At 58.5% G+C, this 25,482-nt stretch carries 23 protein-coding genes and 1 tRNA gene; 11 read left to right on the top strand and 13 right to left on the bottom strand.

Annotated features, from left to right (window positions below; translation table 11 throughout):
- Positions 1–81 precede the first annotated feature (81 nt).
- On the top strand, positions 82–381 hold the full coding sequence (locus ACY8D3_RS14170) for a hypothetical protein (RefSeq protein WP_462379413.1): 300 nt from the start codon (positions 82–84) through the stop codon (positions 379–381).
- 38 nt (positions 382–419) lie between these two features.
- Positions 420–1,277: an SDR family oxidoreductase gene (locus ACY8D3_RS14175; protein ID WP_462379415.1), complete on the top strand. Its 858-nt coding sequence runs from the start codon at positions 420–422 to the stop codon at positions 1,275–1,277.
- A 94-nt stretch (positions 1,278–1,371) separates the two neighbouring features.
- Here the strand turns inward: ACY8D3_RS14175 and ACY8D3_RS14180 are convergent, their stop codons facing one another.
- The gene (locus ACY8D3_RS14180; protein WP_462379416.1) at positions 1,372–2,556 is read right to left on the bottom strand and encodes an MFS transporter; all 1,185 of its coding nucleotides are present in this window, start codon (positions 2,554–2,556) and stop codon (positions 1,372–1,374) included.
- Positions 2,557–3,426: 870 nt separating this feature from the next.
- Here ACY8D3_RS14180 and ACY8D3_RS14185 point away from each other — a divergent pair.
- Both ACY8D3_RS14185 and ACY8D3_RS14190 read left to right on the top strand, forming a co-directional pair.
- Positions 3,427–3,741: a GAF domain-containing protein gene (locus tag ACY8D3_RS14185; RefSeq protein WP_462379418.1), complete on the top strand. Its 315-nt coding sequence runs from the start codon at positions 3,427–3,429 to the stop codon at positions 3,739–3,741.
- A gap of 51 nt (positions 3,742–3,792) precedes the next feature.
- Positions 3,793–4,524, top strand: coding sequence for a sensor histidine kinase (locus tag ACY8D3_RS14190; protein ID WP_462379419.1), 732 nt, complete (start codon positions 3,793–3,795; stop codon positions 4,522–4,524).
- Here the strand turns inward: ACY8D3_RS14190 and ACY8D3_RS14195 are convergent.
- The 4 genes from ACY8D3_RS14195 to ACY8D3_RS14210 are packed head-to-tail and all read right to left on the bottom strand — an operon-like array spanning position 4,507 to position 6,720.
- Positions 4,507–5,505, bottom strand: a complete 999-nt coding sequence (locus ACY8D3_RS14195; RefSeq protein WP_462379420.1) for a hypothetical protein — start codon at positions 5,503–5,505, stop codon at positions 4,507–4,509. The genes ACY8D3_RS14190 and ACY8D3_RS14195 overlap by 18 nt on opposite strands.
- A gap of 11 nt (positions 5,506–5,516) precedes the next feature.
- Positions 5,517–6,029 (bottom strand): IS3 family transposase, encoded by a 513-nt coding sequence (locus ACY8D3_RS14200; protein WP_462379421.1) that lies wholly within the window; start codon positions 6,027–6,029, stop codon positions 5,517–5,519.
- Between the two features lie 12 nt (positions 6,030–6,041).
- The gene (locus ACY8D3_RS14205) at positions 6,042–6,476 is read right to left on the bottom strand and encodes an IS3 family transposase (protein WP_462379422.1); all 435 of its coding nucleotides are present in this window, start codon (positions 6,474–6,476) and stop codon (positions 6,042–6,044) included.
- A gap of 34 nt (positions 6,477–6,510) precedes the next feature.
- On the bottom strand, positions 6,511–6,720 hold the full coding sequence (locus ACY8D3_RS14210) for a transposase (RefSeq protein ID WP_462379423.1): 210 nt from the start codon (positions 6,718–6,720) through the stop codon (positions 6,511–6,513).
- A 453-nt stretch (positions 6,721–7,173) separates the two neighbouring features.
- Between ACY8D3_RS14210 and ACY8D3_RS14215 the strand changes: the two genes are divergently transcribed.
- The 4 genes from ACY8D3_RS14215 to ACY8D3_RS14230 all read left to right on the top strand — a co-directional run bounded on the left by ACY8D3_RS14215 (position 7,174) and on the right by ACY8D3_RS14230 (position 13,528).
- The gene (locus tag ACY8D3_RS14215) at positions 7,174–8,802 is read left to right on the top strand and encodes a DUF262 domain-containing protein (RefSeq protein ID WP_462379424.1); all 1,629 of its coding nucleotides are present in this window, start codon (positions 7,174–7,176) and stop codon (positions 8,800–8,802) included.
- A gap of 554 nt (positions 8,803–9,356) precedes the next feature.
- Entirely contained in the window at positions 9,357–9,569 is a 213-nt protein-coding gene (locus tag ACY8D3_RS14220; RefSeq protein ID WP_462379425.1) for a hypothetical protein, read from the top strand.
- 35 nt (positions 9,570–9,604) lie between these two features.
- Positions 9,605–11,740 (top strand): ATP-dependent nuclease, encoded by a 2,136-nt coding sequence (locus ACY8D3_RS14225; protein WP_462379426.1) that lies wholly within the window; start codon positions 9,605–9,607, stop codon positions 11,738–11,740.
- Complete coding sequence (locus tag ACY8D3_RS14230) at positions 11,741–13,528, top strand: UvrD-helicase domain-containing protein (protein ID WP_462379427.1); 1,788 nt, start codon at positions 11,741–11,743, stop codon at positions 13,526–13,528.
- A 405-nt stretch (positions 13,529–13,933) separates the two neighbouring features.
- On the opposite strand, the gene guaA is transcribed toward ACY8D3_RS14230, so the two are convergent.
- The gene (gene guaA / locus ACY8D3_RS14235) at positions 13,934–15,514 is read right to left on the bottom strand and encodes a glutamine-hydrolyzing GMP synthase (protein ID WP_462379428.1); all 1,581 of its coding nucleotides are present in this window, start codon (positions 15,512–15,514) and stop codon (positions 13,934–13,936) included.
- Positions 15,515–15,674: 160 nt separating this feature from the next.
- Positions 15,675–17,144 carry an IMP dehydrogenase gene (guaB, locus tag ACY8D3_RS14240; RefSeq protein WP_462379429.1) on the bottom strand — a complete coding sequence of 490 codons (1,470 nt, stop codon included), beginning with the start codon at positions 17,142–17,144 and terminating at the stop codon, positions 15,675–15,677.
- A gap of 250 nt (positions 17,145–17,394) precedes the next feature.
- Between guaB and ACY8D3_RS14245 the strand changes: the two genes are divergently transcribed.
- From ACY8D3_RS14245 to ACY8D3_RS14255, 3 genes are all read left to right on the top strand, one after another.
- Positions 17,395–18,375 (top strand): D-2-hydroxyacid dehydrogenase family protein, encoded by a 981-nt coding sequence (locus ACY8D3_RS14245; protein ID WP_462379430.1) that lies wholly within the window; start codon positions 17,395–17,397, stop codon positions 18,373–18,375.
- Positions 18,376–18,482: 107 nt separating this feature from the next.
- Positions 18,483–19,484 carry an alpha/beta fold hydrolase gene (locus tag ACY8D3_RS14250; protein ID WP_462379431.1) on the top strand — a complete coding sequence of 334 codons (1,002 nt, stop codon included), beginning with the start codon at positions 18,483–18,485 and terminating at the stop codon, positions 19,482–19,484.
- Between the two features lie 95 nt (positions 19,485–19,579).
- Positions 19,580–19,945 carry a 50S ribosome-binding protein YggL gene (locus tag ACY8D3_RS14255; RefSeq protein ID WP_462379432.1) on the top strand — a complete coding sequence of 122 codons (366 nt, stop codon included), beginning with the start codon at positions 19,580–19,582 and terminating at the stop codon, positions 19,943–19,945.
- Positions 19,946–20,019: 74 nt separating this feature from the next.
- On the opposite strand, the gene ACY8D3_RS14260 is transcribed toward ACY8D3_RS14255, so the two are convergent.
- The 6 genes from ACY8D3_RS14260 to ACY8D3_RS14285 form a co-directional block, all read right to left on the bottom strand.
- A complete protein-coding gene (locus tag ACY8D3_RS14260; RefSeq protein ID WP_462379433.1) occupies positions 20,020–21,333 on the bottom strand; it encodes a CitMHS family transporter in 1,314 nt (437 codons plus the stop codon).
- A 408-nt stretch (positions 21,334–21,741) separates the two neighbouring features.
- Complete coding sequence (locus ACY8D3_RS14265) at positions 21,742–21,906, bottom strand: hypothetical protein (RefSeq protein WP_462379434.1); 165 nt, start codon at positions 21,904–21,906, stop codon at positions 21,742–21,744.
- A gap of 59 nt (positions 21,907–21,965) precedes the next feature.
- The gene (locus tag ACY8D3_RS14270; protein WP_462379435.1) at positions 21,966–22,514 is read right to left on the bottom strand and encodes a sugar ABC transporter ATPase; all 549 of its coding nucleotides are present in this window, start codon (positions 22,512–22,514) and stop codon (positions 21,966–21,968) included.
- Positions 22,515–22,833: 319 nt separating this feature from the next.
- Positions 22,834–23,382, bottom strand: a complete 549-nt coding sequence (locus tag ACY8D3_RS14275) for a hypothetical protein (protein WP_462379436.1) — start codon at positions 23,380–23,382, stop codon at positions 22,834–22,836.
- Between the two features lie 122 nt (positions 23,383–23,504).
- Positions 23,505–23,600 (bottom strand) — tRNA-Sec (locus ACY8D3_RS14280).
- A 338-nt stretch (positions 23,601–23,938) separates the two neighbouring features.
- A complete protein-coding gene (locus ACY8D3_RS14285) occupies positions 23,939–25,465 on the bottom strand; it encodes a dihydrolipoyl dehydrogenase (RefSeq protein ID WP_462379437.1) in 1,527 nt (508 codons plus the stop codon).
- Positions 25,466–25,482 lie beyond the last annotated feature (17 nt).

The raw sequence follows: 25,482 nt of genomic DNA on the forward strand, positions 1-25,482 counted from the left end.
GATACCGTTCGATCATCAACGGGAACGTGAGCGGGGGCTGGCCAGTCGAGATGCACGTAACGACTGCTTCAGGAGGCGGCCATGCTCGCCCAGCGACATACGTTCGAGATCAATTACCTGTACCGCAATGACCCCCGGGTCGAGATCGTGGAAGCACAGTCAGATCGTTTCCCTGCGGGCAGCGCTGCTCGCCATCTCTTGCATGTTCACGAGGGGGGCGAAGCCTTTCAGGCGGCAGCGAACGATGACCAGCAGCTGATTGAAGACGATCAGACAGCCCTCGACCAGGCGGGCCGCGCCGGCATCACCGACATTCGCGTTACCCGCCTCGAGCACACGCACAAAGCAGGCTCGACGCCCGGCCATTATCAGCAGCCCTGAGCGCTGACGCTTTCTTCTTATCTACGACTGGAGGTTCCATGTCCGACTTTCCTCGCAACCCGATGCCCAGACAGCAGCAAGAAGTACCCGGCAGCCAACTCAAGATGAACCCGAAACCCGATTGCGGCGAAGAGAGCTACAAAGGCTCGGGCCGCCTCGCCGGAAAGGTTGCCCTCATTACAGGCGGTGACAGCGGGATCGGCCGCGCCGTCGCAATCGCCTACGCGCGCGAAGGTGCTGACGTCGCCATTTCTTACCTCAACGAACACGAGGACGCGAAGGAGACGGCTCAGTATGTTGAGCAGGCAGGCCGTGGCTGCCTGCTGCTGCCGGGCGACATCGCAAACCGCCAGCAGTGCCTGGATATCGTCGAGCAGACCGTCGCGCGCTATGGCCGCATCGACGTGCTGGTGAATAACGCCGCCTTCCAGATGACGCGTACCAGCCTTGAAGAAATTCCGGACGAGGAATGGGTGCGCACCTTCGATATCAACATCACCGCCATGTTCCGTATTACGCAGGCCGCCGTGAAGCACATGCCAAAGGGCGGTTCGATCATCAATACCACCTCCGTCAACTCTGACATGCCGAAACCGACCCTGCTGCCGTATGCCGCAACCAAGGGCGCCATCGCCAACTTCACGGCAGGCCTCGCGCAGATGCTTGCCGAGAAAGGCATCCGTGCGAACAGCGTCGCACCGGGCCCTATCTGGACACCGCTGATTGTTTCCACCATGCCGGAAGATCAGGTCGAAAGCTTCGGCGAGCAGACCCCGATGGGGCGTCCCGGCCAACCTGTGGAGCTGTCCTCGGTTTACGTCATGCTCGCCTCTGACGAATCGAGCTACACCTCCGGTGCGCGTATCGCCGTCACGGGTGGCAAGCCCATTCTCTGATCGGCCAGATACGAGAAAGGCCCGCCGCAGCAATGCTACGGCGGGCCTTTCTTTATGCAACCACAGTCCCGTTCGCTATCGAGCGACTAGCCGCTCACGCAGCCGCACACGCCTGGCGTCGCGGCGAGCCGAACACGAAGGGAAGCACGCTGAGCAGACCCAGCACCGCCAGCGTGCAGCCGATCCACAGCGGTGATGTCAGGCCGTAGCCACCATCAATGGCCGCCCCGCCCGCCCAACTGGCGAACGCGATACCGCCCGTAATGACCGACGTATGCATCGTATTGACCAGGGGCCGTGGCTGCGCGGCGTTCATGACGCGTGCGGCCATCGCAGGGTTGAGCGAAACACCGGTCAAACCCACCAGGAAGAACGCGATCATGCTGGGGATCCAATGCTCGGCCAGCAGCGCAAAGCCAGCCAATGCACAGGTCAGGGCCAACAGGCCCCCTGCCTGGATCTGCAATGTGTAGCGATCCGCAAAGCGCCCCACCACGGCGTTACCCACCACATTCGCGACGCCATACGCCACGAGCAGCAGCGGGACCGTTCTTTCAGATACGCCTGCCAGCCCCGTGAAGATTGGAGAAAAGTAGCTGACGGCTGCCAGCGCGGCGCCGATGATCAAGCCACTGGTGGCATACGCCGCCCACAGGCGGCGATTCTTCAGCAGGCGGAACTCCGCAGCCAGGCTTACCGCGTCAGGCCCGGAAGACGCGGGTATGCGCAGTATCACTACTGCAGTGCAAATCAAAGCAAAGACGGTGATCGAGCCAAAGCTGATCCGCCAGCCAAACGCCTGCTCGATGAACGCCGTTCCCGGCACGCCCAACACAGGTGCCAGCATCAGCCCACCCAGCATCACTGCCGCCGCGCGACCGCGCGTATTCGGCGCCACCATCTCTGCACCAATCGTCAACGCAACCCCAATACACGCTGCGCTGGCAATACCCATGACGACCCGCATGGCCGCCATCATGGTGTAGTCGGTAGCGAATGCAGCCACCACGCTCGAAATCACATAAAACCCGAGCAGACCGACCAGGGCACGTTTATCAGGAATGCGAAATGCGAGCACTGTCGCGGTCAGCAGCGGCCCACCCAGCGCCATGCCCAAGGCATACCACGAAATGAGATAGCCAATTTCGCCAACGCTGCGATCGAACGCGTGCGCCAGCCCCGGCATCATGCCGGCGACCATGAACTCGGCGGTGGTAAGGGTAAAGATGGTGAACCCGAGCAGGTACACCACGAAGGGCAAGGCAGTTCTTTCTTTCATAGGGACAACGGTCACTTCATACATTGAGCACAGGCGTCGCACCTGGCTTGAAAAACAACGATGCCTGCCGACAATGACAGACGATGGCTGACGCGAATGGGCGCCAAACGAGATGCGCCGCCAATCCAGGCGGCGCTTACGGGCAGCGGCTCCATGTGGTGAGCCGCAAAAAGCAGCGCCGGGCTACGAGGCCCGGCGCCGTGAAACGGTCTGACCTCACGCGGCGCCGGCAAATGGCGGCAGCGTGAGCGTCGACAGTCTTTTTATGCAAAGCCATCGGTCGGCACCGTTATGTGTCTGGCTCCAGCAGGGACGACACCAGGCGGACGGCACTGGAAAGGCCGACGGTGCACCGATTGGTTATTGGGCGCGAAATGCTACCGGAAGTTGCACGCCTCGCCAAAGGCTTTCCCATGGCAGCGCCCAATACAAGTGAGCGCACGGCGGGTGAATGCAGGCGAACGCCGACCGGGGCGGTGGCACATAAGAACGAAAGTCCGCTAAGGCGGGCTTTTGACTGTTACGGCGTAGCGGCTTCTAACGGCCTAAACGCCCCAGGAACCTCAAAAACAGCCTGCTCAGCACGCTGTGAAACCGCCTGCTCTGTCCAGTGACGCGTGTCGCGATTGGCAGAAACCGGCTAGAAGCTATCGCCTAATAAATAGATCTATTCCCTATTTCAACGTCCGCCCGCTTCGTCTCGTACCGCTTGGCATCTCGATCGAAAAGCCTATACCGTTCCAGGTCGTCTCCCATCTGTCTGGTAGTCAGATCTGAATGCCCAACCTCGATTTTGCAGCTGACATAGCGGCTGTGGCCCGTATCAAGTCTATCCCCACCATCCTGAAAATGATGAAAGAGCTTACCGCCATGCGGTTCGCAACCGTTGCCAGGGTCACCGAGCGGCGTTGGATCGCATGCGCTGTGGATGATGCTCTCGAGTTCGGCATCGGGCCAGGTGACGAAATACCACTTGAGACCACCATTTGTGACGAGATCCGGCAGCACCGGGAGCCCGTCATTTTTGAGCACGCGAGCGAGCACCCCGTCTATTCAATCCATCACACACCGAAGATCTATGGATTGGAGAGTTATGTCTCGATTCCGATCGTGCTTTCGAACGGGGACTTTTTTGGCACGCTCTGCGCCATCGATCGGGTGCCTGTAGAACTCGATACCGCCTAGGTAGTGACCTCGGCCACCTTGTTTGCTGAGCTGATCGCCACGAACCTCGAAATGCAACGCGCACTCACCGACAGCGAAAACGATTTAGCCGGCGCAAACGAGACAGCGCGCCTGCAAAACGAGTTTGTGTCGGTATTGAGCCACGATCTACGTACGCCCCTAAGCGCAATACAAATGTCTGCCCAGATGCTTGAGCAGAAACTGTCTGATCGGCAGGAGCGGAAGTTCACCACCACGATTCTGACAAGCACCTATCGCATGAGCGCGCTGATCGAAGACGTACTGGACTTTGCGCGCGGTCGGCTCGGCGGTGGAATACCCGTCAACAGAGCGCCGGTGAACGATCTGCCGGAGCTATTGCAGGGCGTGATCAGCGAAGTACGGGTATCGCACCCGTCGGTGCTCATCGAGCAATCGGTCGCGATCAAAGGAGACGTTTATTGCGATGCCTCGCGGATCGGCCAGCTACTCGCCAACCTGCTGACAAATGCGGTCACGCATGGTGCGAAAGATCAGCCGGTGACGGTGAATGTCTCTAAAGATGGGGAATGCCTGCGCGTCGAGGTGCATAACTACGGTTCGCCCATTCCTGCAGAGCTGCTGCCGCTCCTTTTCCAACCCTTCACACGCTCCGCCACCGGGAGCCGTGCGGAAGGTCTAGGCCTTGGCCTTTACATCGCGGCCCAGATCGTATCTGCGCATAACGGCACATTGGCGGTGAGCTCCACGGAAGATGTCGGCACGCGTTTTGTTGCGAGATTCCCATCAGGACCGGTGGACTAGAGAGCGGTAGCCCCGCTCGGGCTCCGGGATAAATAAATCTGTCCCGTTTTTCCTACTGATAAATAATTCTGTCCCCTTTTCCACTACTTTTTCCCCAATGATATCCTCTATAATTCGCACTTCTCGCTCACACGAAACAGTGTGGAAGATATATCCTCTCTCACTGTCGGGGATAGCCAAGCCCGCCCCATTATCTCTAAGGGCCGCTATACCGGCTCCGGGTAAATTAGTGAATCCACAATAAGAGGGAGGCAGATGGAATGCTGAATAGCTAATTGCGCTCCTAAGCCGCTTTTCATAAAAGTTTTTATTCATAAGCTCCGTACTCATTGTTAGCAAGAGGATACTGAGATAGCTCATGGCGACCCAAGAACAGACATAGCCTGCAGAGCTCAGGTTGAACTTAGATCCCTTGTGTTGTTTCGCATCCTTGTAGATGCCCCAGAACAAAAGTAATAGCGTAGCGGGTATGCTGACGTATCCAATTAGGAACGAAATCGCTACAAACCAAAAAATCGGAGTGAGGATGAAGGTGAGGGCTAACTGTGCCCCTGGCAGCTCTTGCGGCGGCATACCGGTCAGTTCGGCAATGGCCATGTCAGAACTTATTTTAGATGCTGTAGCTATGCTAACTGCTGCTAACGTCCCAACCATCCCTAAGAGTGTCTTATGAGTCGCGACTATTCGCGCAAGATTTAGAAAGAACCAAAGGTACACAGCGGCTGTAGTACATGTTGCGATCAGCAGAAGAAGCCCTACGGGGGCTCGGGGTTTCCAACCTGTTAATTGGTGAACCCCAGTAATTGAAAAAAGCAATGCCAGAAACACCAGAAATATTGCCATTGAATATTCGGCGGCCGTCCACTCCCGTACTTTTCGATACCACGCCAATTTTGCCGCTGAGCCTCGGACATGGGCTACCTGTCCTGCCAGCATAGCGACAAGACAGATGACAAGGAGCGAAACTGACAATTCGGACATGCAATTCCTTATTAATGGGTTTTACTTAAACTTATCGCCCCGAACGGCCAATCACCAGGGAACGAAAAGGGGACAGATTGAACTAGCCCCGGTTTCACGGACACCGGCCTAAGAGACAGCGTGTAGCGCTCATACTCAAACGGCGTCATGTATACCAGATATGAGTGCCGTCGCTGCCGGTTGTAGAACACCTCAATGTAGTCGAACAAGCTTTGCCTGGCTTCGTCGAAGGTGCGGTACTTGTGGTGGCGTACGTGCTCGGTTTTCAGGGTATGGAAGAAGCTCTCCATCGCCGCGTTGTCGTGGCAATTGCCCTTACGGCTCATGCTCGGTTGGATATTGTTTTGAGCTAGCAATGCTTGATAGCGAGCCGTTCTGTACTGCACACCTTGATCGGTGTGCAGCAGCAATCCAATCGGCTTGGCACGCCTACCCAGGCTCATTTCGAGCGCCAACGTTGCCAACTCCTGACTGGGCTTTCTATCCATTGCCCAGCCCACGATCAGCCAAGAGTAGAGATCCATAATTACCGACAGTTAGAGCCAACCTTGAGCTGTCGGGATGAACGTGATGTCTGCGACCCAGCGCTCGTTTGGTCTGTCCGCGTAAAAGCGCCTCAGGAGCCGATGCTCAACGATGTGCTCAAAGGTTCGTCCGCGGCCAGCCTGCTGCCATACCAAGGCTTGTCTCGTTTTGAGGCCCGCCTCCCGCTTCAAACGGGCAATGCGGTTGAGGCCCGCGGTACAGCCCTGGCTACGCAGCTCCCGATGAATCCGTATAGGTCCATACGTCTCGCGGCTATCGAAATGGACAGTTTCGATCTGGCCCAGCAACGTGCGGTTTGCTCTTGAGCGCCGGGACTCGGATCGGTTACGCCACGCGTAGTATCCGCTTGGCGAGACTCCCACCGTTCGACAAAGCCTGCGGATCGGATACTGAGCTGCATGATCACGGATGAAGGCGTACTTCACACGAGGCTCTTGGCAAAGTACGCAGCCGCCTTTTTTAGAATTTCGTCCCCTCGCGCAACCGCTCCAGTTCGCGCTTTAGCTGATCGGTTTCAGCCTCTGGTTCAGCTTGACGGCCAGAGCCTGGAAAAGCATTGGTTTGGTTCTGATCGATCTGCTGCTTCCACTTGTAGAGCTGGGTGACACGGATGCCGAGCTCGCGCGCAAGCTGGGTGCAAGACTTATCTGTGTTGCAAAGCTGGCGCACGCCTCTCGCTTGAACTCTGGGCTGTAGCGCTGGTAGGTACGCTTATCTGTCATGGGACACCTTCCTCTCTGACGGTATAGTCAAATTTGTGGTGTCCGTAAAATCAGGGTCGATTCAATCTGTCCCCTTTTTCCGAGCAGCAGCGCCCGCGCAGAAACCATTCAGAGAAGCGATCAATAATTTTGTTTTGGGCCCGCACGGAGTCGGCGTGCTTCGCTCTGAAATCCTCAACGCAACTTTTTGCTCTAAGCTTGATGGCAGAGGCGTCTGTGATACCTTCGTGCCTTGGAGGGTAAATAGTCAGAGCAGTTTAGAAGGTCTGTCTACCGCGCCCATACACGAGCAGATTGAAAACCAGAAGAGCAGAACCAAGAACTTACCCAGGCCCGCGACCTACTTCTACCCCGCCTGATGAATGGCAAAATCACTGTTTGACTTTTTGGATGGAACCAGATGAAAGCCGAAGAAAGCACTGTTGGTCATATCCTCACGGATCAGATTTGCTACGAAATCCCCCCGTACCAACGGCCTTACTCTTGGAGGGCGGAGAACGTCCAGCAGCTGCTAGAAGATGTCTGGGAGGCTTATGGCAACAGCGACGAGGAATACTTTATTGGCTCTCTCATCGCCATCGAGATTGAAAAGGGTAAGCGTTACGACGTAGTAGACGGCCAGCAGCGCCTGACAACTCTCAACCTCATCCTCGCTCGTCTGCGTGATCATATTGAAGATGGTGCCGCTAAAGCCGTGCTGGGTAAGCGTGTTCTACCCCGCAATGAGCTGACAGGCGAAACAGAAACTCCTCGCCTGTTGCTGCGTCGTAAAGATCAGAGCTTTTTCCGTCGCCATGTTCTCGACTCTCAGCCTCTCCCGCCAGCAGCCGAACGCAGCAAACTCGATGCCCCTCAACAGCGCATCACAGAAAACCTTGAGGCTATCGACTCATTCCTAGGGCAACAAGATCAGCAAACACTCAAGTTTTTTGCCAACTACTTGCTTAGTCAGGTTTACGTAGTTTTCGTCAAAACCGAATCGCTAAAGTCCGCCTACCGCCTGTTCAACGTGCTTAATGCCCGTGGCATGTCTTTGTCGAATGCAGACCTGATTAAGAACACTCTTTTTAGCGACTTAGGCAGCCAACAAAACCTGAGCAATGAGCTGGAGGATCGATGGCTGGAACTGGAAGAAATTGTAGGTATCGATCTGCTAGATAGCTTCCTCAGCCATCACCGCACCTCTCTTATGGCAGCCAAAGCCAGGGGCTCCCTGCACGAAGAATATAGCGCTATTATTGAAGGGTTCGTAGGAGGCCCCTTCGCCTTCCTCGATCGGGTTATCCTCTCTGCTAAAAATTTCATGCGCATCTGGGATATCGATTTTCAAGATGCAGCATCGGTGAGAGCGCTCAACGCTCTCTGGCGCGTCAGCTATGACGAATGGATACCTCCGCTGCTCGCCTACCTGAACCAGCCGGTGGACGGCCTGACCGAGCCGCAGTACCTAAGCCTGCTGGAACGAATCACCATGCAGAACTGGGTTCGTCGTCTTGGGCGCACAGCTCGGCTGACCGTTTACTTCAAGCTGATCAATGCTATCAAAGCCGGGAAAACCGTTGATGAGGTGGGTAGCATTTTCCGAACCCACGCGAACAATGATGAATTCATCAATCTCTTGGGTGGCGAAATCTACGGCAAACCGTTTGACGCGGCAGTGCTCTTGCGCCTGGAAGAAGCCTCGCAGGATGATTCAGTCACGAAGACATTTAGTGGTCGACTGACCATAGAGCATGTTATGCCCCAAGCATTGAAAGATGTTTATTGGAAAAATCGGTTTAACCCTGAGAATCATAGCCTTTGGCTCCATCGCCTTGGCAACCTGGCCATGCTGAGTGGTGGCAAGAACTACAAAGCGCAGTACTTCGATTTTGATCGCAAAAAGAAGATTTACCTGGACAGGGATAAAAAAGTCTCCTTCGATCTGACCAAAGAAATATGCGCTTTAGCCGAATGGAGTGAAGACGCCTTGAAAGCACGCCAGGAACGACTCGTTAAATTGGCCAAGGAGACTTGGTCGATTGGCTGACAACAACAGAAAACGGGACACATTTATTTATTGCGGGGGGATAAGGAAACCCTCACCTTCCCGTCCCTTCAAGAAATACCGAGCTCTACCCACGGCGTGAAGAAGGTGGGATTACACAGCAACAAAAGCCCGCTAATGCGGGCTTTCGCTTATTACAGCGTAGCGGCTTCTACCAGCCTACTCATTCCCACTCTATTATCAATTGGCCACTGAGGTCGTTACAAAACGGCACAGCCAGCGGTGATAGAAGCAAAAGACCATGAAAAATGCCATGACAGAGCTAAACACGCTCAAGAAGCACAGTTTGCCTCTCCCATGGCCAAGGCAGCCGATAGCGGCCGCTCTAGGATGACCAACTCATCCGTTCTGCCATTGCTTCATCGTGACTACGATTTTCATCAACCGCTCCTAATTCACGGATGCCCGCAAGCCTCGCGAATAGCCTACTCGCCCTACTAACAGGCCGTCCGATTCGGGTTCTATTCCATTTCCATGGACGGGTCTTCGAGAACGGCGAGACATTCTATCGATTCCAGGAGCCCATTGTTCCGATCTTGACCAAGATCACCTGTACCACAGGGATCGCTGACGCCATGGTGGCCGGCTACACGCTCGACATCGCCGAGGTCGCGGCCTTCGCAGGAAAGGCGGCGCTTGAGTTCGCCCCCAATGCCGGATTCGACCGGCGCTTTGCCAAGCGATTGAGCGACGTCTTCACCACCAAGCCATGCGCGTACACGATGCCCCAGATCGATTGGACAGGCTAAACTAACGCTACGGCTCAAACGGGGGCACTGTATTCGTGCATATTTCAAGGTTACAGCTCGTCAACTACCGGAATTTCGAGCGCGCGAATATCGTCTTCAACAAGGGCGTAAACACGATCATCGGTGAGAACGGGTCAGGCAAGACCAACCTGTTCCGGGCGTTGCGCCTCTTGCTCGACGACTCGCTGCTGCGCTCGGCATATAGGCTCGACGAGAAGGACTTCCACCGGGGCCTTGGGGATTGGCGCGGTCACTGGTTGATCATTAGCCTTGAGTTCGATGAGGTATCCCAAGACGAGGCAATACAGTCCCTCTTTTTGCATGGGACTGGCAACATCGCAGACGGCGTGATCGGCAAGGCGACCTACAACCTGATTTTTCGCCCCAAGGCGGCAGTTCGGCGGACCCTGGCCGACCTTGCGGCCGGTGATGCGGTAGGACTAGCCGAGGCACGTTCGAAGATCACTATTTCGGATTATGAAACGCTCTTCACCGGCAAGAGCACCGCAAACTTCCTTGACCCCGAAACCTACAGGCAACTGGTTGGCGACTTCGATGCAGTGATATTTCCCGAAGAACTGAAGAATCCCGCTATCGGGGGCGTCATCCCGGGCATGCTCTCGATCTCGCGAGAAGTGTGCTTCACCTTCGTGCAGGCGCTGCGCGATGTGGTCGCCGAATTCCAGAACAATCGCACCAACCCCCTCCTAACCCTGCTGAAGTGCCGAAGCGGTGAGATCGATCCACAGAGCTTCGAGCCGATCAGCGCGCTCGTCAAAGGGCTTAACGATGCAATCGAGGGCCTGCCAGATGTCGAAACTATCCGCGCCGATATTCGCGACACCATTACCGATGCGGCAGGCGAGACATACTCCCCGCGATCACTTTCGATCCGCTCGGATCTGCCCGACGAGGCCGACCGCCTGTTCCAGTCACTCAAGCTGTTTGTGGGCGAGAGCGAGGAACAATATGAGGGCGCGATTCACGAGTTGAGTCTGGGCGGTGCGAACCTCATCTACCTGACGCTAAAGCTGCTCGAGTTCAAATATCAGAAGCAGAAAGAATCCTTCGCAAACTTTCTCGTGATCGAGGAGCCGGAGGCACACATCCACACCCATATCCAGAAAACGCTGTTCGACCGGCTGAACTATGATGACACCCAGGTCATCTACTCCACCCATTCGACCCATATATCCGAAGTTAACAACGTCCTGAACATCAACATCCTCGGCCGGCAGGGCGGACGATGCGAGGTGTTTCAACCATCTGCCGGACTAGACGCCGGCCAGATCGGTAATATCCAGCGCTACTTGGATGCAGTCCGCAGCAACCTGCTCTTTGCCAAGAGCGTGGTGCTGGTTGAGGGCGACGCCGAGGAGATCCTCATCCCGATCCTCATTAAAAAGGTCTTCGGGCTCAGCCTTGACGAGCTGGGGATCAGCTTGATCAACATCCGAAGCACCGGCTTCGAGAATGTTGCGGTGCTTTTTCACAACGAGCGTATCCGCAAGCGCTGCGCGATCATCACCGACCTTGATCGCGCGTTTATCGATACGGCCGAGGACGTGCTCGACGATGACGATGTGGCAGCAGCAAAGAAGAAGGCGCGGAGGTCTCAGGTCGCTGGACTCCAGCGCGAGGCAGCGCTCAAGGAGTTGTGTAACGGTAATCCCTGGCTGACGGCGCACTTCGCCGACCACACCTTCGAGGTCGATTTCGTCTCCGCCGGCAATGTCAGCACTGTCGTTTCAGTGCTGGGCGACGTCTATACGGAAGGCGGCACCATCGCAACGTCTAAGTTGGATCTGGAATCGGGCGACATCGCACGTTTTGGAACGCGGGTGCTAACGATGGCACGCTACGCCGGAAAGGGGTGGTTCGCCATCATCCTCGGGCGAATGATCACGCCAGAAACTGTCATTCCGGATTACATACTTGATGCGATCTTCGAGGCGCATAATCCGGTATCCATCCAGACATGGGCTCGTGTGCTGGACTATCGGGTCTCAGTCCTAGCCGCGTCACAGCAGCACGCGTCTGGGGACATCGACGCGATGCGCGCGCAAATCAAACTCTACCATCGAGGCGAGATCGACTTTGCCAGGGTCCGTGCCGAAATGCTCCAGGCATTTCCGGCCGACGGCATCAATACGATCCTGGCGAGCTTCTAGATGTTTGTCTGGGATAGGAAGGATCTGAACGATGCCCAAGTCGCAGCCATCGAATATCCAGGCAGCGTCTTCCTTGTTGCCTGCCCGGGAAGCGGTAAAACGAGGACCCTCACCTACAAGATCGCACGCCTGCTGTCGGAGCTTAAGTCGGACAAAAAACGCGTCGTCGCGATCACCTACACGCACCGGGCTGCGGACGAGATCCACGAACGGATCGAGCAGCTTGGCGTCGATACGAGCCAGCTTTGGATTGGCACGATCCACTCCTTCTGCCTCGAATGGATCCTAAAGCCCTACGGAATTTATCACCCGGCGCTCAAGCACGGTTTTCGGGTGATCAATGCCCATGACACCGAACGAATGCACGAGGAGCTTTGCCGCGCGGTACAGGGCACCAAGCTCAACAGCTTCGAGTGCGCCTATTATTTCAAGCCGAACGGCTATGTCCTTACATGCAACAAGACCAACAAGCATGAGGCAATTAGGGGAGTTTTGCGGACCTATTGGAAGGCGCTTCGTGCCGAGCGGCAGGTCGATTTTGAATTGATCCTTTTCTATGCCTATCAACTCATCGAGAATAATCCGTCGATCAGCGTGCTGCTGGGTTCGATGTTCGAATGCGTGCTCCTCGATGAGTTTCAGGACACTAGGGAAATCCAATATGCGATCCTCGCGTCGATCCTGAAAACGTCCAAAGGCGGTGCGTCCGCCTTCGTCGTAGGCGATCCCAATCAGGCAATTTATGGTTCGCTTGGCGGCTATGCGATCACGGCGGCGGACTTTGGGACGCAGTGCGGCATCGCCTTCAAGGAGATGGAGCTATCAGACAATTACCGGTCGTCATCGCGCATCGTTAGCTATTTCGCCAATTACAACGTCTTGCCTTCGAAGATCGAGGCGGTCGGAAGAGACAAGGATTACGCGAGCGTGGTGTCGTTCGATCACCAGACGCACCGCGACGCGCTAGAGGGAGAGCTTGTAAGGCTCATTAAATTCAACGTCGAAACGCTCGGGATCGCTCAGCGTGAGATCTGCATCGTCGCGCCTTGGTGGGTCCATCTCGCAAGCATGACACGCCGGCTGGTCGCGGCGCTTCCAGCCTATTCGTTCGATGGCCCGGGCATGGTGCCCTTCGCGCGCGACATCGACAATTTCTGGTACAAGCTCGCCCGGATCATTCTGACGGAGGCGTCCCCACAGCTCTATGTACGCCGGATGCGATGGGCGGGAGAGGTAATCGCCGGCCTCAGCGAGGCGGGCGTCGAGGTTCCAGGCTTGGACCGCAAGACACTGCTTCGCGCCTGCAACGCTATCACCATCCCCGAGACTGATGGCCTAGTCTTCCTCCGGGGGTTCTTCGACCAGCTATGCTCCGCTTTCGGCATCGATCGCCACACCTGCGCGGCGCTGAAGGAGCATCACGACGCCTTCTTCGAATGCTCGCAGAAGCGCATCGATAAGCTAATCAAGGACGGCAGCGAGGCAATTGCCGAATTGGCGATGTTCCGGAAGGTCTTCGCGGACCGGACTGGCATCACCGTATCGACGATCCATGGAGTCAAGGGCGCCGAATATGACGCAGTGATCGCCTATGGCCTGCTGGAAGGGATGGTTCCCCATTTCAGCGATCCGAACCAGGTCGAGACAGCGAAGAAGCTCATGTATGTGGTGTCGTCGCGGGCCAGAAAGAACCTGCATCTGATCTCTGAGCGTGGTCGGAGCCTAGGCTGGAGCGGAGATTATCAACCAACCGACGTCCTTGCCGGTTGTGCATTCCGGTACGACTAGCTTCCCGCCTCAAGCGCGTCGCGCTGAAGGTCGAGCTGTTGGTCCTCCGTGGAGACACGTGCATAGCCGATTCGCTGTTGCATTGACTCAAAATACCATGCCGGCAGATAGGCGCCTGTTTCGTGACCCACCTGCTCGAAGAGCATGCCGCCTGCGCTGCTAGACCAAAAATTGGCCCGCTGCCGGAGCTACTGGACTTGTCCAAAGCCTGACAATGTTTGAATTGATCCATCAGAAAACAGGACAGATTTATTTATTGCGGACAGATAACGCGACCCTCGACACCCCACCCCCTCAAGAAATACAGAGCCCGAAGCACGGCGTGAACAAAGGGTTTAGAGAAAAACAAAAGCCCGCTTATGCGGGCTTTCGCTTATTACAGCTCAGCGGCCTCTACCAGCCTACTCATTCCCACTCAATCGTTGCCGGCGGCTTGCTCGACACGTCATAGGTGACGCGGGAGATGCCTTCGATCTCGTTGATGATGCGGTTGGAGACCTTTTCCAGCAACTCGTACGGCAGGTGTGCCCAACGTGCGGTCATGAAGTCGATGGTTTCGACAGCGCGTAGGGCGACGACCCAGGCGTAGCGACGGCCGTCGCCGACGACGCCGACGGAGCGGACGGGCTGGAAGACGACGAAGGCCTGGCTGACCTTTTCGTACCAACCGGCATTACGCAGTTCGGTGATGAAGATGTGGTCGGCCAAACGCAGGATGTCTGCGTATTCCTTCTTCACTTCCCCGAGGATACGCACGCCCAGACCTGGGCCCGGGAACGGGTGGCGATAGACCATATCGTGCGGCAGGCCGAGCTCGAGGCCGATCTTGCGCACCTCGTCCTTGAACAGCTCGCGCAGCGGCTCGACCAGTTCCAGGTTCATTTCTTCCGGCAGGCCGCCCACGTTGTGGTGCGACTTGATCACATGTGCTTTGCCGGTTTTGGCGCCGGCCGATTCGATCACGTCCGGGTAGATGGTGCCCTGGGCGAGGAATTTGATGTTGGTCAGCTTGCTCGCTTCGGCATCGAACACGTCGATGAAGGTGCGGCCAATGATCTTGCGCTTCTTCTCCGGGTCCGCCTCACCTTCGAGGTTGGAGAGGAATTGCGCTTCGGCGTCGGCGCGGATGACCTTGACGCCCATGTTCTCGGCGAACATGGCCATGACCTGGTCGCCTTCCTTGTGGCGCAACAGGCCGTTGTCCACGAAGACGCAGGTGAGCTGATCGCCGATCGCCTTGTGCAACAGCGCTGCAACGACGGAAGAGTCCACGCCACCGGAAAGCCCCAGCAGCACGTTAGCATCACCCACTTGTTCACGTACCTGGCGTACGGCGTCTTCGACGATGTTCGACGGGGTCCACAAGGCCTCGCAGCCGCAGATATCCAGCAGGAAACGGGAAAGGATACGGCCGCCCTGCTTGGTGTGAGTGACTTCGGGATGGAACTGCACGCCGTACCAGCCGCGCGTGTCATCTGCCATCGCGGCAAGCGCACAGCTCGGCGTGCTTGCGAGCGCATGGAAGCCTTCTGGCAGCTGGGAGACCTTGTCGCCGTGGCTCATCCAGACATCGAGGCCCAGAACGCCGTCTTCGTCGACATGATCCTCTATGCCGTCGAGCAGGCGGCTCTTGCCGACGACATCGACCTTCGCGTAGCCGAACTCGCGGATCTGCGAGCCTTCAACCTTACCGCCGAGCTGCTCAGCCATGGTCTGCATGCCGTAGCAGATACCAAACAGCGGTACGCCGAGTTCGAATACCGCCTTGGGTGCACGCGGGCTATTGGCTTCGTGGACCGACTCCGGCCCGCCGGCGAGGATGATGCCGCGTGGCGCGAAGGCACGGATGTCTTCGTCACTCATGTCGAACGGGTACAGCTCGCAATAGACGCCAATCTCGCGAACGCGGCGGGCGATGAGCTGGGTGTATTGGGAACCGAAGTCCAGGATCAGGATACGGTGAGCGTGAATGTCAGGGAGAGACATGGGCTTTCCTTCGGAAAGTGCTGAAGCTTAAAGCCGGAAGCTGGAGGTGAACGTCCGAGAGCATTGCTTTCGTCGTTCTCGCTCCAGCTTCCAGCGCCTATCTAATGTGGCTTGAGGTCGAGCATTGCACCGGAAGCGCCCTGCCCTGCCCCTGCCCGAATCAACCGACGCGGTAGTTCGGTGCTTCCTTCGTGATCTGGACGTCATGGACGTGCGACTCGGCCATGCCAGCGCCGGTGATACGCACGAACTCCGGCTTAGTGCGCATCGCTTCGATGGTGGCGCAACCGGTGTAACCCATCGAGGAGCGCAGGCCGCCCATGAGCTGGTGAATGATGGCAGACAGCGCACCTTTGTAAGGAACACGGCCTTCGATGCCTTCCGGGACCAGTTTCTCGGCGCCGGCAGAGGAATCCTGGAAGTAGCGATCCGAAGAGCCTTGCGCCTGGGACATCGCACCCAGCGAGCCCATGCCGCGGTAGGCCTTGTAGGAGCGACCCTGGAACAGCTCGACTTCACCCGGCGCCTCTTCGGTACCGGCGAACATCGAACCCATCATGACGCAGTAGGCGCCCGCGACGATGGCCTTGGACAGGTCACCCGAAAAGCGAATGCCGCCGTCGGCAATCAGCGGAACGCCGCTGCCCTTGAGCGCTTCGGCCACGTTGGCCACGGCAGAGATCTGGGGAACACCGACCCCGGCAACGATGCGCGTGGTGCAGATGGAACCTGGGCCGATACCAACCTTGACGGCATCCGCACCGGCCTCGACGAGGGCAAGTGCGGCTTCGGCCGTGGCGATGTTGCCGCCGATTACCTGCACGTGCGGGAAGGTCTGCTTGACCCAGCGGACGCGATCAATCACGCCCTTCGAGTGGCCGTGCGCCGTGTCGACGATGATGACGTCCACGCCCGCAGCAACCAGTGCAGTTACGCGGTCACCGGTGTCAGCACCCGTACCCACTGCCGCACCGACGCGCAGGCTGCCCTGCTCGTCCTTGCTGGCGAACGGGTAGGCCTTGGCCTTTTCAATGTCCTTTACGGTCATCATGCCCTTCAGCGCGAAGGCATCGTCGACGATCAGGACTTTCTCGATACGGTTCTTGTGCAGCAGCTCGCGGACGGTGTCCTTGTCGGCGCCTTCCTTCACGGTCACGAGGCGCTCTTTCGGCGTCATGACTTCGCGAACGGTGGCTTCCAGACGGTTTTCAAAGCGGATGTCGCGGGAGGTGACGATGCCGACCAGGTCACCATTCGACAGAACCGGGACACCGGAAATGTTATGCATTCGGGTCAGATCGAGCAGATCCCGGATGGTGGCGTCGGCCTCGATCGTGATCGGGTCCTTTACGACGCCGGCCTCGAAGCGCTTCACCTTGCGCACTTCGGTGGCCTGCTGCTCGATGGTCATGTTCTTGTGGATGATGCCGATGCCGCCTTCCTGCGCCATGGCAATGGCGAGGCGGGCCTCGGTCACGGTATCCATCGCTGCGGAAATCAGCGGGATGTTCAGCTCGATTCCTCGGGTCAGCTTGGTCTTCAAACTGACATCTTTCGGCAGCACCTCGGAATAACCGGGCACGAGGAGAACGTCGTCGAAAGTAAGGGCTTCTTGGCTGATGCGCAGCATGGCGGGGGCTCCCGGTCGGGAAAAAGGAAGCGCGGCATTATACCTAGGAGCTGAGCCGGTAGAAAGCGCGCAGTGACGTCTGACGTACCCGAGCGGCATGGACGCCGACGAACACCCCATGGCTGGCACGCGGCATATGCCTTGAGGGCCGATCTGATTGTGCGGGGCAGTTTCGATGCCGCGTGTGCGCTATTCGCCTCCGTTTTATTGCTAAGCTCCATCGACTGGAACGAAGCCCTCGAGGTTGCCGATGAACGTTGTGATCCCGGATGACTACCAACATGTGGTCCGCTCGCTGGACTGCTTTTCTCGGCTCGATGGCCACGACGTTCAGGTGTTCCACGACAGCGCCGCCGATCTCGACGTGCTTGCCCGGCGATTCGCGGAGGCCGATGCGCTCGTGCTGACCCGGGAACGGACACGTATCGATGAAGCACTGCTCGCGCGCCTCCCTCGGCTCAAGCTCATCAGCCAGACCGGAAAGGTGTCATCGCACCTCGACCTTGCTGCGTGCACCCGGCATGGGGTGGCCGTTGCCGAAGGGCGTGGTTCGCCTATCGCGCCGGCTGAATTGGCCTGGTGGCTGATCCTGACTGCCCGGCGCCAAATGATCCAGGCCATCGATGCGTTCCGAGACGGCGCCTGGCAAGTGAACCTCGGGGACCGCCTTGCCGGGCAAACACTCGGCATATGGGGCTACGGCAAGATTGGCCAGCGCCTGGCACGCTATGCCAGCGCATTCGACATGACCGTCCTCGTCTGGGGCAGCGACACGTCACGTGCGCTGGCGCTGGAGCACGGCCATCAGGCCGCGGACAGCCGTGAACAGTTCTTCGAGACATCCGATATCGTCAGTCTCAACCTGCGCCTGAGCGAGCGCACCCGCCATATTGTCGCGGCAGACGATCTGGCACGCATGCAGCCGAATGCCCTGCTGGTGAACATCAGCCGTGCCGAACTCATCGCGCCCGGTGCCCTGCTCGACGCGTTGGACAAGGGGCGCCCCGGCTCAGTGGCGATCGATGTATACGAGCAGGAGCCCATCTGGAACGCTGACCACCCGCTTCTCAGGCATCCACGTGCGCTGTGTACGCCCCATCTGGGGTATGTCGAGCGCAACGGCTACGAGCTCTACTTCGGCGACGCCTTCGACAACGTGGCTGCGTTCTTCCGCGGCACCGCTACCAACATTGCGAATCCCGAAGCGCTGGAACGGGCATTGGCGAAATAGATTCCGAAACACACCGCTCGTCTCCAATGAAGAACCGCTCCGCCTTGAAGGGTCGAAGTCACGAGCCTGCCAAGCAGGCCCTTACCCAGACATAAGGAGCTTTGCCCATGCAACGCCTGTTGCCTGCCCTCTGCCTCGCGGCGGCCCTCCCCGCGATGGCGGCCGAAACGCCAAGTTATGGACCCGAACTCGAAGGGTTCGACTACGACCGCCCCGTCGAACGCTTCGAGTTCCAGTCCCAGGGCGAGAAGCTGCAAATGGCGTATATCGACGTCAAACCCGAGACAGCCAATGGCCGGACGGTCGTGCTGATGCACGGCAAGAATTTCTGCGCCGGCACCTGGGAAGGCAGCATCGATGCGCTGAGCAAGGCCGGTTACAGGGTCATCGCACCCGACCAGATCGGCTTCTGCAAATCGACCAAACCCATGCGCTACCAATACAGCTTTCATCAACTCGCGCAAAACACGCATGCGCTGCTCGAGCACCTGAAGGTCGACAAGGCCACCGTACTTGGCCACTCCACGGGCGGCATGCTGGCGACCCGATACGCACTGCTCTACCCCGATCAGGTCGACCAGCTGGTAATGGTCAATCCGATTGGGCTGGAGGACTGGAAAGTAGAAGGCGTTCCCTATCAGACGGTCGATCAGTGGTACGCCAATGAAGCGCAAACCAACGCCGAAGGTATCCGTAAATACGAGCGAGACACCTACTACGCGGGCGAGTGGAAGCCCGAGTACGACCGCTGGGTCGACATGCTTGCCGGCCTGTTCAACGGCCCGGGCAAGAACCTCGTTGCCTGGAACTCTGCGCTGCTCTACGACATGATCTACACGCAGCCCGTCATGTACGAGTTCGGAGAAATCAAGGCACCCACCCTGCTGCTGATTGGCCAGAAGGACAACACGGCAATCGGTAAGGCGAAGGCGCCCAAGGAGCTACAACCGAAACTGGGCAACTACCCCGAACTCGGCAAGCGAGCCGCAAAATCGATCCCCAACAGCACGCTGGTAGAGTTCGAAGATCTCGGGCACGCGCCGCAGATCCAGGCACCCGGCCCCTTCCACGAGGCGCTGCTGAAGGGCCTCTCCGATCTGAAGACATGACGCGGCGCTGGCTCTCGCGAAGCCGGACGGGAATAATGACGCCCGTCCGGCCCTGGCCGGTTCGATCGATTCCTCCCAGAGATGAAGGCATACCCATGGTCAACCCTACGCAAAATGAAGATCGCCTGCGCCGGATGAAGCGCCGTCTGCGCAAGAAGCTTTACCTCGGCGAATTCCAGGAACACGCGTTCGAACTCAAGGTGTCCTTCAAAGAAGCCCTGGACGACGACGCGCTGGGCGCTTTCCTCGATGATTTCGTGAATCTGGTGGAAGGCCGCTCGCTGGATTACATCGGCGGTTTCGACCCCAAGTGGCTCGAAGGCACCATCATGGCGAACAAGCGCTATCACTCGCCGACCGATGAAGACCGGCAGGCGCTTCAGGACTGGCTGAAAGCACGTGACGAAGTGACTGAGGTAGAGGTCAGCGAACTGTTCGACGCCTGGTACGGCTACGAATAAGCACGTCGGGCGCGATTCAACGAAAAAGGCCCCGTGCGAGCGATCGCACGGGGCCTTTTATTATCGCGCAGGCTTTACAGCATGCCCCACGACCAGCAGAACGCCAGCAACACGAGCGAGAAGCCCCACATCCAGAACAGGGAGTAACGGATGTGACGACCCAGATCGAGGTTAGCAAGGCCAAGCGCCAACCATAGCGCCGGCGAGAACGGACTGATGAAGGTACCGATGATGTTACCGACCATCAGCGCATAGACCACGCTGGCCGGGTTGACGCCGTAGGTACCGGTCACCTCGAGCACGATCGGCATCAAACCGAAGTAGTACGCGTCGGTACTGAGCAGCAACTCCATCGGCAAACCGAATACGCCGAGGATGATATGCAACAGGGGAATGGCGGCATCCGGCAGGATGGTTACCAGATCCTGCGCGATGGACGTCAGCATCTTCGTCCCGGCCAGCACGCCAAGCATGGTGCCCGCGGCAAGAATGATCATGCCCATGTTGAGCGCCGCACCCGCATGCGCCGCGACGCGTGCCATCTGCTGCTTGCCGCCGGGATAGTTGACGATCAGCACAATGCACAAGGCGATCATGAAGATGTAGCCAGCCGGCAGCGCACCCGTGAACAGCGATACGAGAACGGCGAGAAACAGCAGGCCGTTGAACCACATCAGCTTGGGACGCTGGAGCGACTTGGCTTCCTCGCTCAGCTCCTCCGCTTCCAGCATCACGGAACTGCTTGCTTCGACATCCTGTACGGTTGCGCCGTTGGCGATGCGACGACGCTCGCGCAGGCCCAGGATCACGGCCAGGCCAACAAGGAGCACCGCACCAACGGCCTGAACCGGGATAAGGTCGCGCCAGAGATCGGTGAGGTCGATGCCGGTCACCGCCGAGGCGCGCCCCAGCGGGCCGGACCATGGCAACATGTTGAAGATGCCAGCCCCAAGCGCCAGAAGCAGCAGCATGAGGTACGGGCTCATCCGCAGTTCCCGGTAGAGCGGCAACAGGGCAGGCACGGTCAGCAAGAAGGTCGTTGCGCCAGCACCGTCGAGGTGAGCCAGCATGCCGATGATGGCGGTCGCTACGGCAACGGCCACGACATTGCCTCGTGTCACCCTCACCATCCCACCGATCAATGGCCGGAACAGCCCGGTGTCCTGCAATACGCCAAAGAACACGATTGCGAACACGAACATCACAGCGATCGAGGTGACCTTGCCGATCCCTTCGTTGAAGAAGGTGGTCAGTTCAGCGGGACCAAAGCCTGCAAACAGCGCACCGATCAGGGGGACGGAAATCAGAGGGATGATGGGAGAGGTACGGCCGAGGATCAACAGCAGGACCAAAGCGCCCATGGTCAACAGGCCAATCAGCGTAAGCAAAAGCAGATCTCCAAGTTTGTTTTTGTATCGATCACACGCAGGGGCGGACCTTACCTGTCCGCGGCATCCCGGCAAAACGGGAAAATACTACCGAATGTGGATTTTACAAACCCTCTAGGACGCGCATTCCCGCGGGTATGAGTATAAAAACGCTTCGGTAGTTCACATGCGAAATAGATCGTGGATGTATCAGCAGGCCCGGAAACTTTGCCCCAACGGGCATACGCACGCTCGACGCTGGTTCCGGACCAGACCGATCGACTGTACCCAGACGCCCTTTCGCTAACCTTTCAGTTGCATTGACATGGCCATGCGATGAAACCGTTTTTCAGTCGTCCGTAAAGAAAAACCCCCGAACCAGACTCCTTTCAGAGTCGGTGCGGGGGTTTCGGCATGCTGCGAGATGGATCAGCGACCGGCGTCAGGCTGCTCGTTCGGATCCGGCGCGACGTCGTCTTCCGGCCGAGGCTGCTCGCCCTGCTCGTTGAGTCGCTTGAGATCCTCGTCGATATGCTCGGCGCTCTGCTCCCTACGCTCGCCTTCGGCAGCACTGGATTTCTCTTGGTTCGCCATCTTTCGCCTCCTCTACTGGGTCAAGCGTTAGGCAACGAGACCGGCCAAGGGTGCCCTATTCAGGCACCGGCGCGGACCTGGGCAACAGGCAGGCCTATTCGCGCGCTGAAGGCATCCAGAAAGTCGTCGGTGAACCCTGCGGCCGACCAGCCGTTGAAGATGAAGCCCAGGTTGGAAAATGCGCAAGGTTGCAGGAACAGGAAGTTGTTCACCTCGTCTTCGAAACCGCATTCCGGGCACTCGAAATGATCGGTATCGCCAGCCATCCATTCATCCAGATTCTCGAAGAAGGGCTCGCCCACTTCCTGCCGGCATTCGGGGCATCCCGCTTCCTCGCGAAAGTCGTCGGTCGGCGTATAGATGCATCGCCGGGTCACGATCTCGAGCCCATTCGTATCCTGCTCGAACGGAACGCAGTCCGGCCGCACGGTCACACGCCGAGCCCCGGCCGCAGGTGCATATGCCATGCGGGTCCCTGTGGCACCGCATGTCGTAGGAATGGACGATACGACGTCATTGCGGACCAGCCAGTGCAAGACCTTCTGGGCCATCGCCTCATGCACCGGCACGCGGGAAAGTCGGGGTACGAGAATGCATTGGTCGGACATTGAATGAACACTCGTGTTGGAACGGCCACCCATTATCGGGCACAAACCTTTCGCGTACCTCGATATTTCGTGAGCGGCGGATCTGGATGGGCTTCACCGCTTCGCTGCAGGCCCCGCGCAACGGCTTGGAATGGGCATATCACGTACGAAGCCGGTTCGTTAGTGCCTCGTCCCAACGCGGTGCGCACAGTTACGGCGCCCTGCAAATCAAGCCGCAAACCCGTCCGCAAGCCCTATAGCGCTGACCACCCAGACGCTGCACTGCCCGACGAGCAAGTGCGGATAAACCGAGGCTAGAACGCGAACCCAACGCGTGCCGTTATCGACCAGGCCACGCGCCACCCTTGTTACGCATGGCCAGGTTGTATTGCATGATGCACTCCCGCCGCTCGATGCTGCCTTTCCTTGTCACGCGTTCGCAGGCGGCTTCAGCTTCGCTCGCCCGGCCCACAATGGTGACGCCTGAGCGCTGAATCTGGCTGCTCGCCTGTGGGGGTGCCGCATACGGCTGCGCGCTGTAGGTACTGGCAGGCGACCGGGGCGTGTAGTTCTGGGCGTTGAATGAGTTTTGCCGAGGCACTTCCCTCGGTTGGTCGAGCGAGATGATGCCGGGATCGGGCGCCTTGACGACGCCGTTGGCAGGAAGCGCTGACTGTCGGATGTAGAGAGCAACGGCTTCTGCTTTCGCCTGTTCCAGGCGCACCGCTTCGGCGGCCTTTGAACGGACCTGATACTCATGGAAGGCAAACGACGCGGCCGCGCAGGCGCTGGTGAATAGAACAGCCGACCCGACACCAATACCGCGCGCCTGCCGACGTCTGGGACGGTCGTAATCGTCCCAGGCACTGAATTCCTTGTCCCTGCTCATGATGCTCCTATCGGCCACCGCCTATGCTGACGTCGGCGTCTTCCCTGGCTTACCCGTGCTACCACCGAGGGTTCAGCCGAGCGGCGGCCCTGTCGTAGCGTATGAGATGTCGTCTGAATGCTTGGCGGAAGGCAGTGAGAGTCGAACTCACCCGGGAACGGCTGCCGTCCCCAACCGGGTTTGAAGCCCGGCCGCACCACCGGGTGCGATTGCCTTCCGTTGATCTGGAAGGAGAACCGCAAGCCTACCAGAGCACGCGCGTGAATGCTCGAAAGAGGCCATATGAAGTTCACGTGAATCAGCGAGCAGACAGCTACGCGTGACACGCCGCTCAGGCGTTTTCTCGCGCAGAGCGATGAAGCCGCGCTTGTGAAACGTGGACTGAGGCTGCGCCGGGGCACCGGCCGGAGGCGCGCATGCCACCTCCCGAAGCCGTTTCGGTGCACGGCCAGACATCGCCCCATCAGTGCTTCATTGCGTTTCACGCGGGGCCTAAGTCAAACGCGAGCCCAAGCGTGCGGCGTCCAAGACTCGCGGCAATGTACCTATTCCGTTCTCATGCGCCAGGCGGACACCCCTGATCCCGGTCCGTACGCATAGTGGCGTGGACAGCCCCACAAATGCTGCGTAGTCCGGTCTTCAAGCCTTCTTCAAGCGTTGGATGGTAGAACGGCATGTCCAGAAGCGAACTGGCGCTCTCGCCGCGCATGAGCGCCAACGCGAACAGATGAGCGATATGGTCCATTCCAGGCCCTATCATGGCAGCCCCGGTGAGCTTTCCCGTGGCCGGCTCGGCGTAGAACCGCGCGACACCTTCGGCGCGCGCCTCCATTCGCGCGCGCCCTTGGTCGCCGTAAGGTGAACAGCCAATGATGCTGTCTTTCCGGGGCGGGTCACCCAGTACCGCTACCGGTGGATCCGTGAAGATCAGAGCGAACGAAGGCGAACGGGTGGTGGGTTCGACATGTGGAAAGTTCGCCGCGTTATGCCCGGCGATAGCCCCCTCTTCCGAGGCTTCATGCAGGATGGACCGATAGTGATTGGCGTCACCGGCGATGAAAATCGACGACTGCCCACACTGTTGCGTTTCCCTGTCGAAAATGGGGGTACCGTGGTCATCCAGCTCGATATCGGCATTCTGGAGATCCAAGCCCTCCAAACGAGGCGGTCTGCCCGCCGCGACAAGCACATAATCGAACAACCGGTCGCCGCTCTCTTCGCCCGACCATGAGACGCGTACGCCGCCCTCGTCACGGCTGGCGTCGAGTTCGACATTCAGGTGAAGCGCCATGTCTCGCTCCAGAATCGTCTTGAGTTCGGCATGCACCGCCTCGTCCTTCACCGCACCAAGCGTGTCGTCCGGCGCGAACACGGCGACGTCCACGCCCAAGCGCGCCATTGCCTGCGCAAGTTCCAGCCCCAGAGGTCCACTGCCTACGACAGCGAGCGACGTGGGCAGGTCTGGCAATTCGAAAACGGTCTCATTGGTCAGCACACGGTCGCCAAGGGTGTCGAAGGGTTCCGGAATGGACGGGTAAGAGCCAGTCGCGATGATGATCGATTTGGCATGGACCGTACGGCCGTCACTTAGGACCAGCTCGTCGGGCCCGACGAACCGGGCCAAGGCCCTTTGTGCGACGCCATCGGGAAGCGCGTCGAACCCTTCCTTCGTTGCCGCCACGAAATGATCGCGCTCCGCCCGGACGCGGGTCATCACGGCGCGACCGTCGACCCGGATGTCGCCGACTTCGATACCGAATGTCGACGCGCGCCTGACGGACGTAAGCGCTTCGCCAGCAACGATGAGCAATTTCGACGGCATGCAGCCGACCGATGCGCAGGTCGTTCCGGCCCACTGATCATCGATAAGAAGCGTCGTCGCGCCCTGACGGCGGGCTGCCCGCTCGGCTGCCAGGCCTGCGGTTCCGGCACCGATCACAGCGACATCGCACTGCAGTACCTCGTTTGCTGCCGTGTTTTCCCGCTCGCTCATCGCCTCACCTCGGAACGTCTGGCTTCGGCTCGAGTGAGCCTGTTCCATTAGTGACTCGCGGGTCGCCGCTTCGGTTGCAGGCAAAGGCACGAACGGCCCTTCAAGCT

The organism is Pseudomonas sp. Marseille-QA0892 (assembly GCF_054950135.1).

Bases quoted from the DNA above. Each gene is read 5' to 3' on its own strand.
- ACY8D3_RS14170 (WP_462379413.1), top strand. From the start codon at position 82: ATGCTCGCCCAGCGACATACGTTCGAGATCAATTACCTGTACCGCAAT.
- ACY8D3_RS14175 (WP_462379415.1), top strand. From the start codon at position 420: ATGTCCGACTTTCCTCGCAACCCGATGCCCAGACAGCAGCAAGAAGTA.
- ACY8D3_RS14180 (WP_462379416.1), bottom strand. From the start codon at position 2,556: ATGAAAGAAAGAACTGCCTTGCCCTTCGTGGTGTACCTGCTCGGGTTC.
- ACY8D3_RS14185 (WP_462379418.1), top strand. From the start codon at position 3,427: ATGCGGTTCGCAACCGTTGCCAGGGTCACCGAGCGGCGTTGGATCGCA.
- ACY8D3_RS14190 (WP_462379419.1), top strand. From the start codon at position 3,793: ATGCAACGCGCACTCACCGACAGCGAAAACGATTTAGCCGGCGCAAAC.
- ACY8D3_RS14195 (WP_462379420.1), bottom strand. From the start codon at position 5,505: ATGTCCGAATTGTCAGTTTCGCTCCTTGTCATCTGTCTTGTCGCTATG.
- ACY8D3_RS14200 (WP_462379421.1), bottom strand. From the start codon at position 6,029: ATGGATCTCTACTCTTGGCTGATCGTGGGCTGGGCAATGGATAGAAAG.
- ACY8D3_RS14215 (WP_462379424.1), top strand. From the start codon at position 7,174: ATGAAAGCCGAAGAAAGCACTGTTGGTCATATCCTCACGGATCAGATT.
- ACY8D3_RS14230 (WP_462379427.1), top strand. From the start codon at position 11,741: ATGTTTGTCTGGGATAGGAAGGATCTGAACGATGCCCAAGTCGCAGCC.
- guaA (WP_462379428.1), bottom strand. From the start codon at position 15,514: ATGTCTCTCCCTGACATTCACGCTCACCGTATCCTGATCCTGGACTTC.
- guaB (WP_462379429.1), bottom strand. From the start codon at position 17,144: ATGCTGCGCATCAGCCAAGAAGCCCTTACTTTCGACGACGTTCTCCTC.
- ACY8D3_RS14245 (WP_462379430.1), top strand. From the start codon at position 17,395: ATGAACGTTGTGATCCCGGATGACTACCAACATGTGGTCCGCTCGCTG.
- ACY8D3_RS14250 (WP_462379431.1), top strand. From the start codon at position 18,483: ATGCAACGCCTGTTGCCTGCCCTCTGCCTCGCGGCGGCCCTCCCCGCG.
- ACY8D3_RS14255 (WP_462379432.1), top strand. From the start codon at position 19,580: ATGGTCAACCCTACGCAAAATGAAGATCGCCTGCGCCGGATGAAGCGC.
- ACY8D3_RS14265 (WP_462379434.1), bottom strand. From the start codon at position 21,906: ATGGCGAACCAAGAGAAATCCAGTGCTGCCGAAGGCGAGCGTAGGGAG.
- ACY8D3_RS14270 (WP_462379435.1), bottom strand. From the start codon at position 22,514: ATGTCCGACCAATGCATTCTCGTACCCCGACTTTCCCGCGTGCCGGTG.
- ACY8D3_RS14275 (WP_462379436.1), bottom strand. From the start codon at position 23,382: ATGAGCAGGGACAAGGAATTCAGTGCCTGGGACGATTACGACCGTCCC.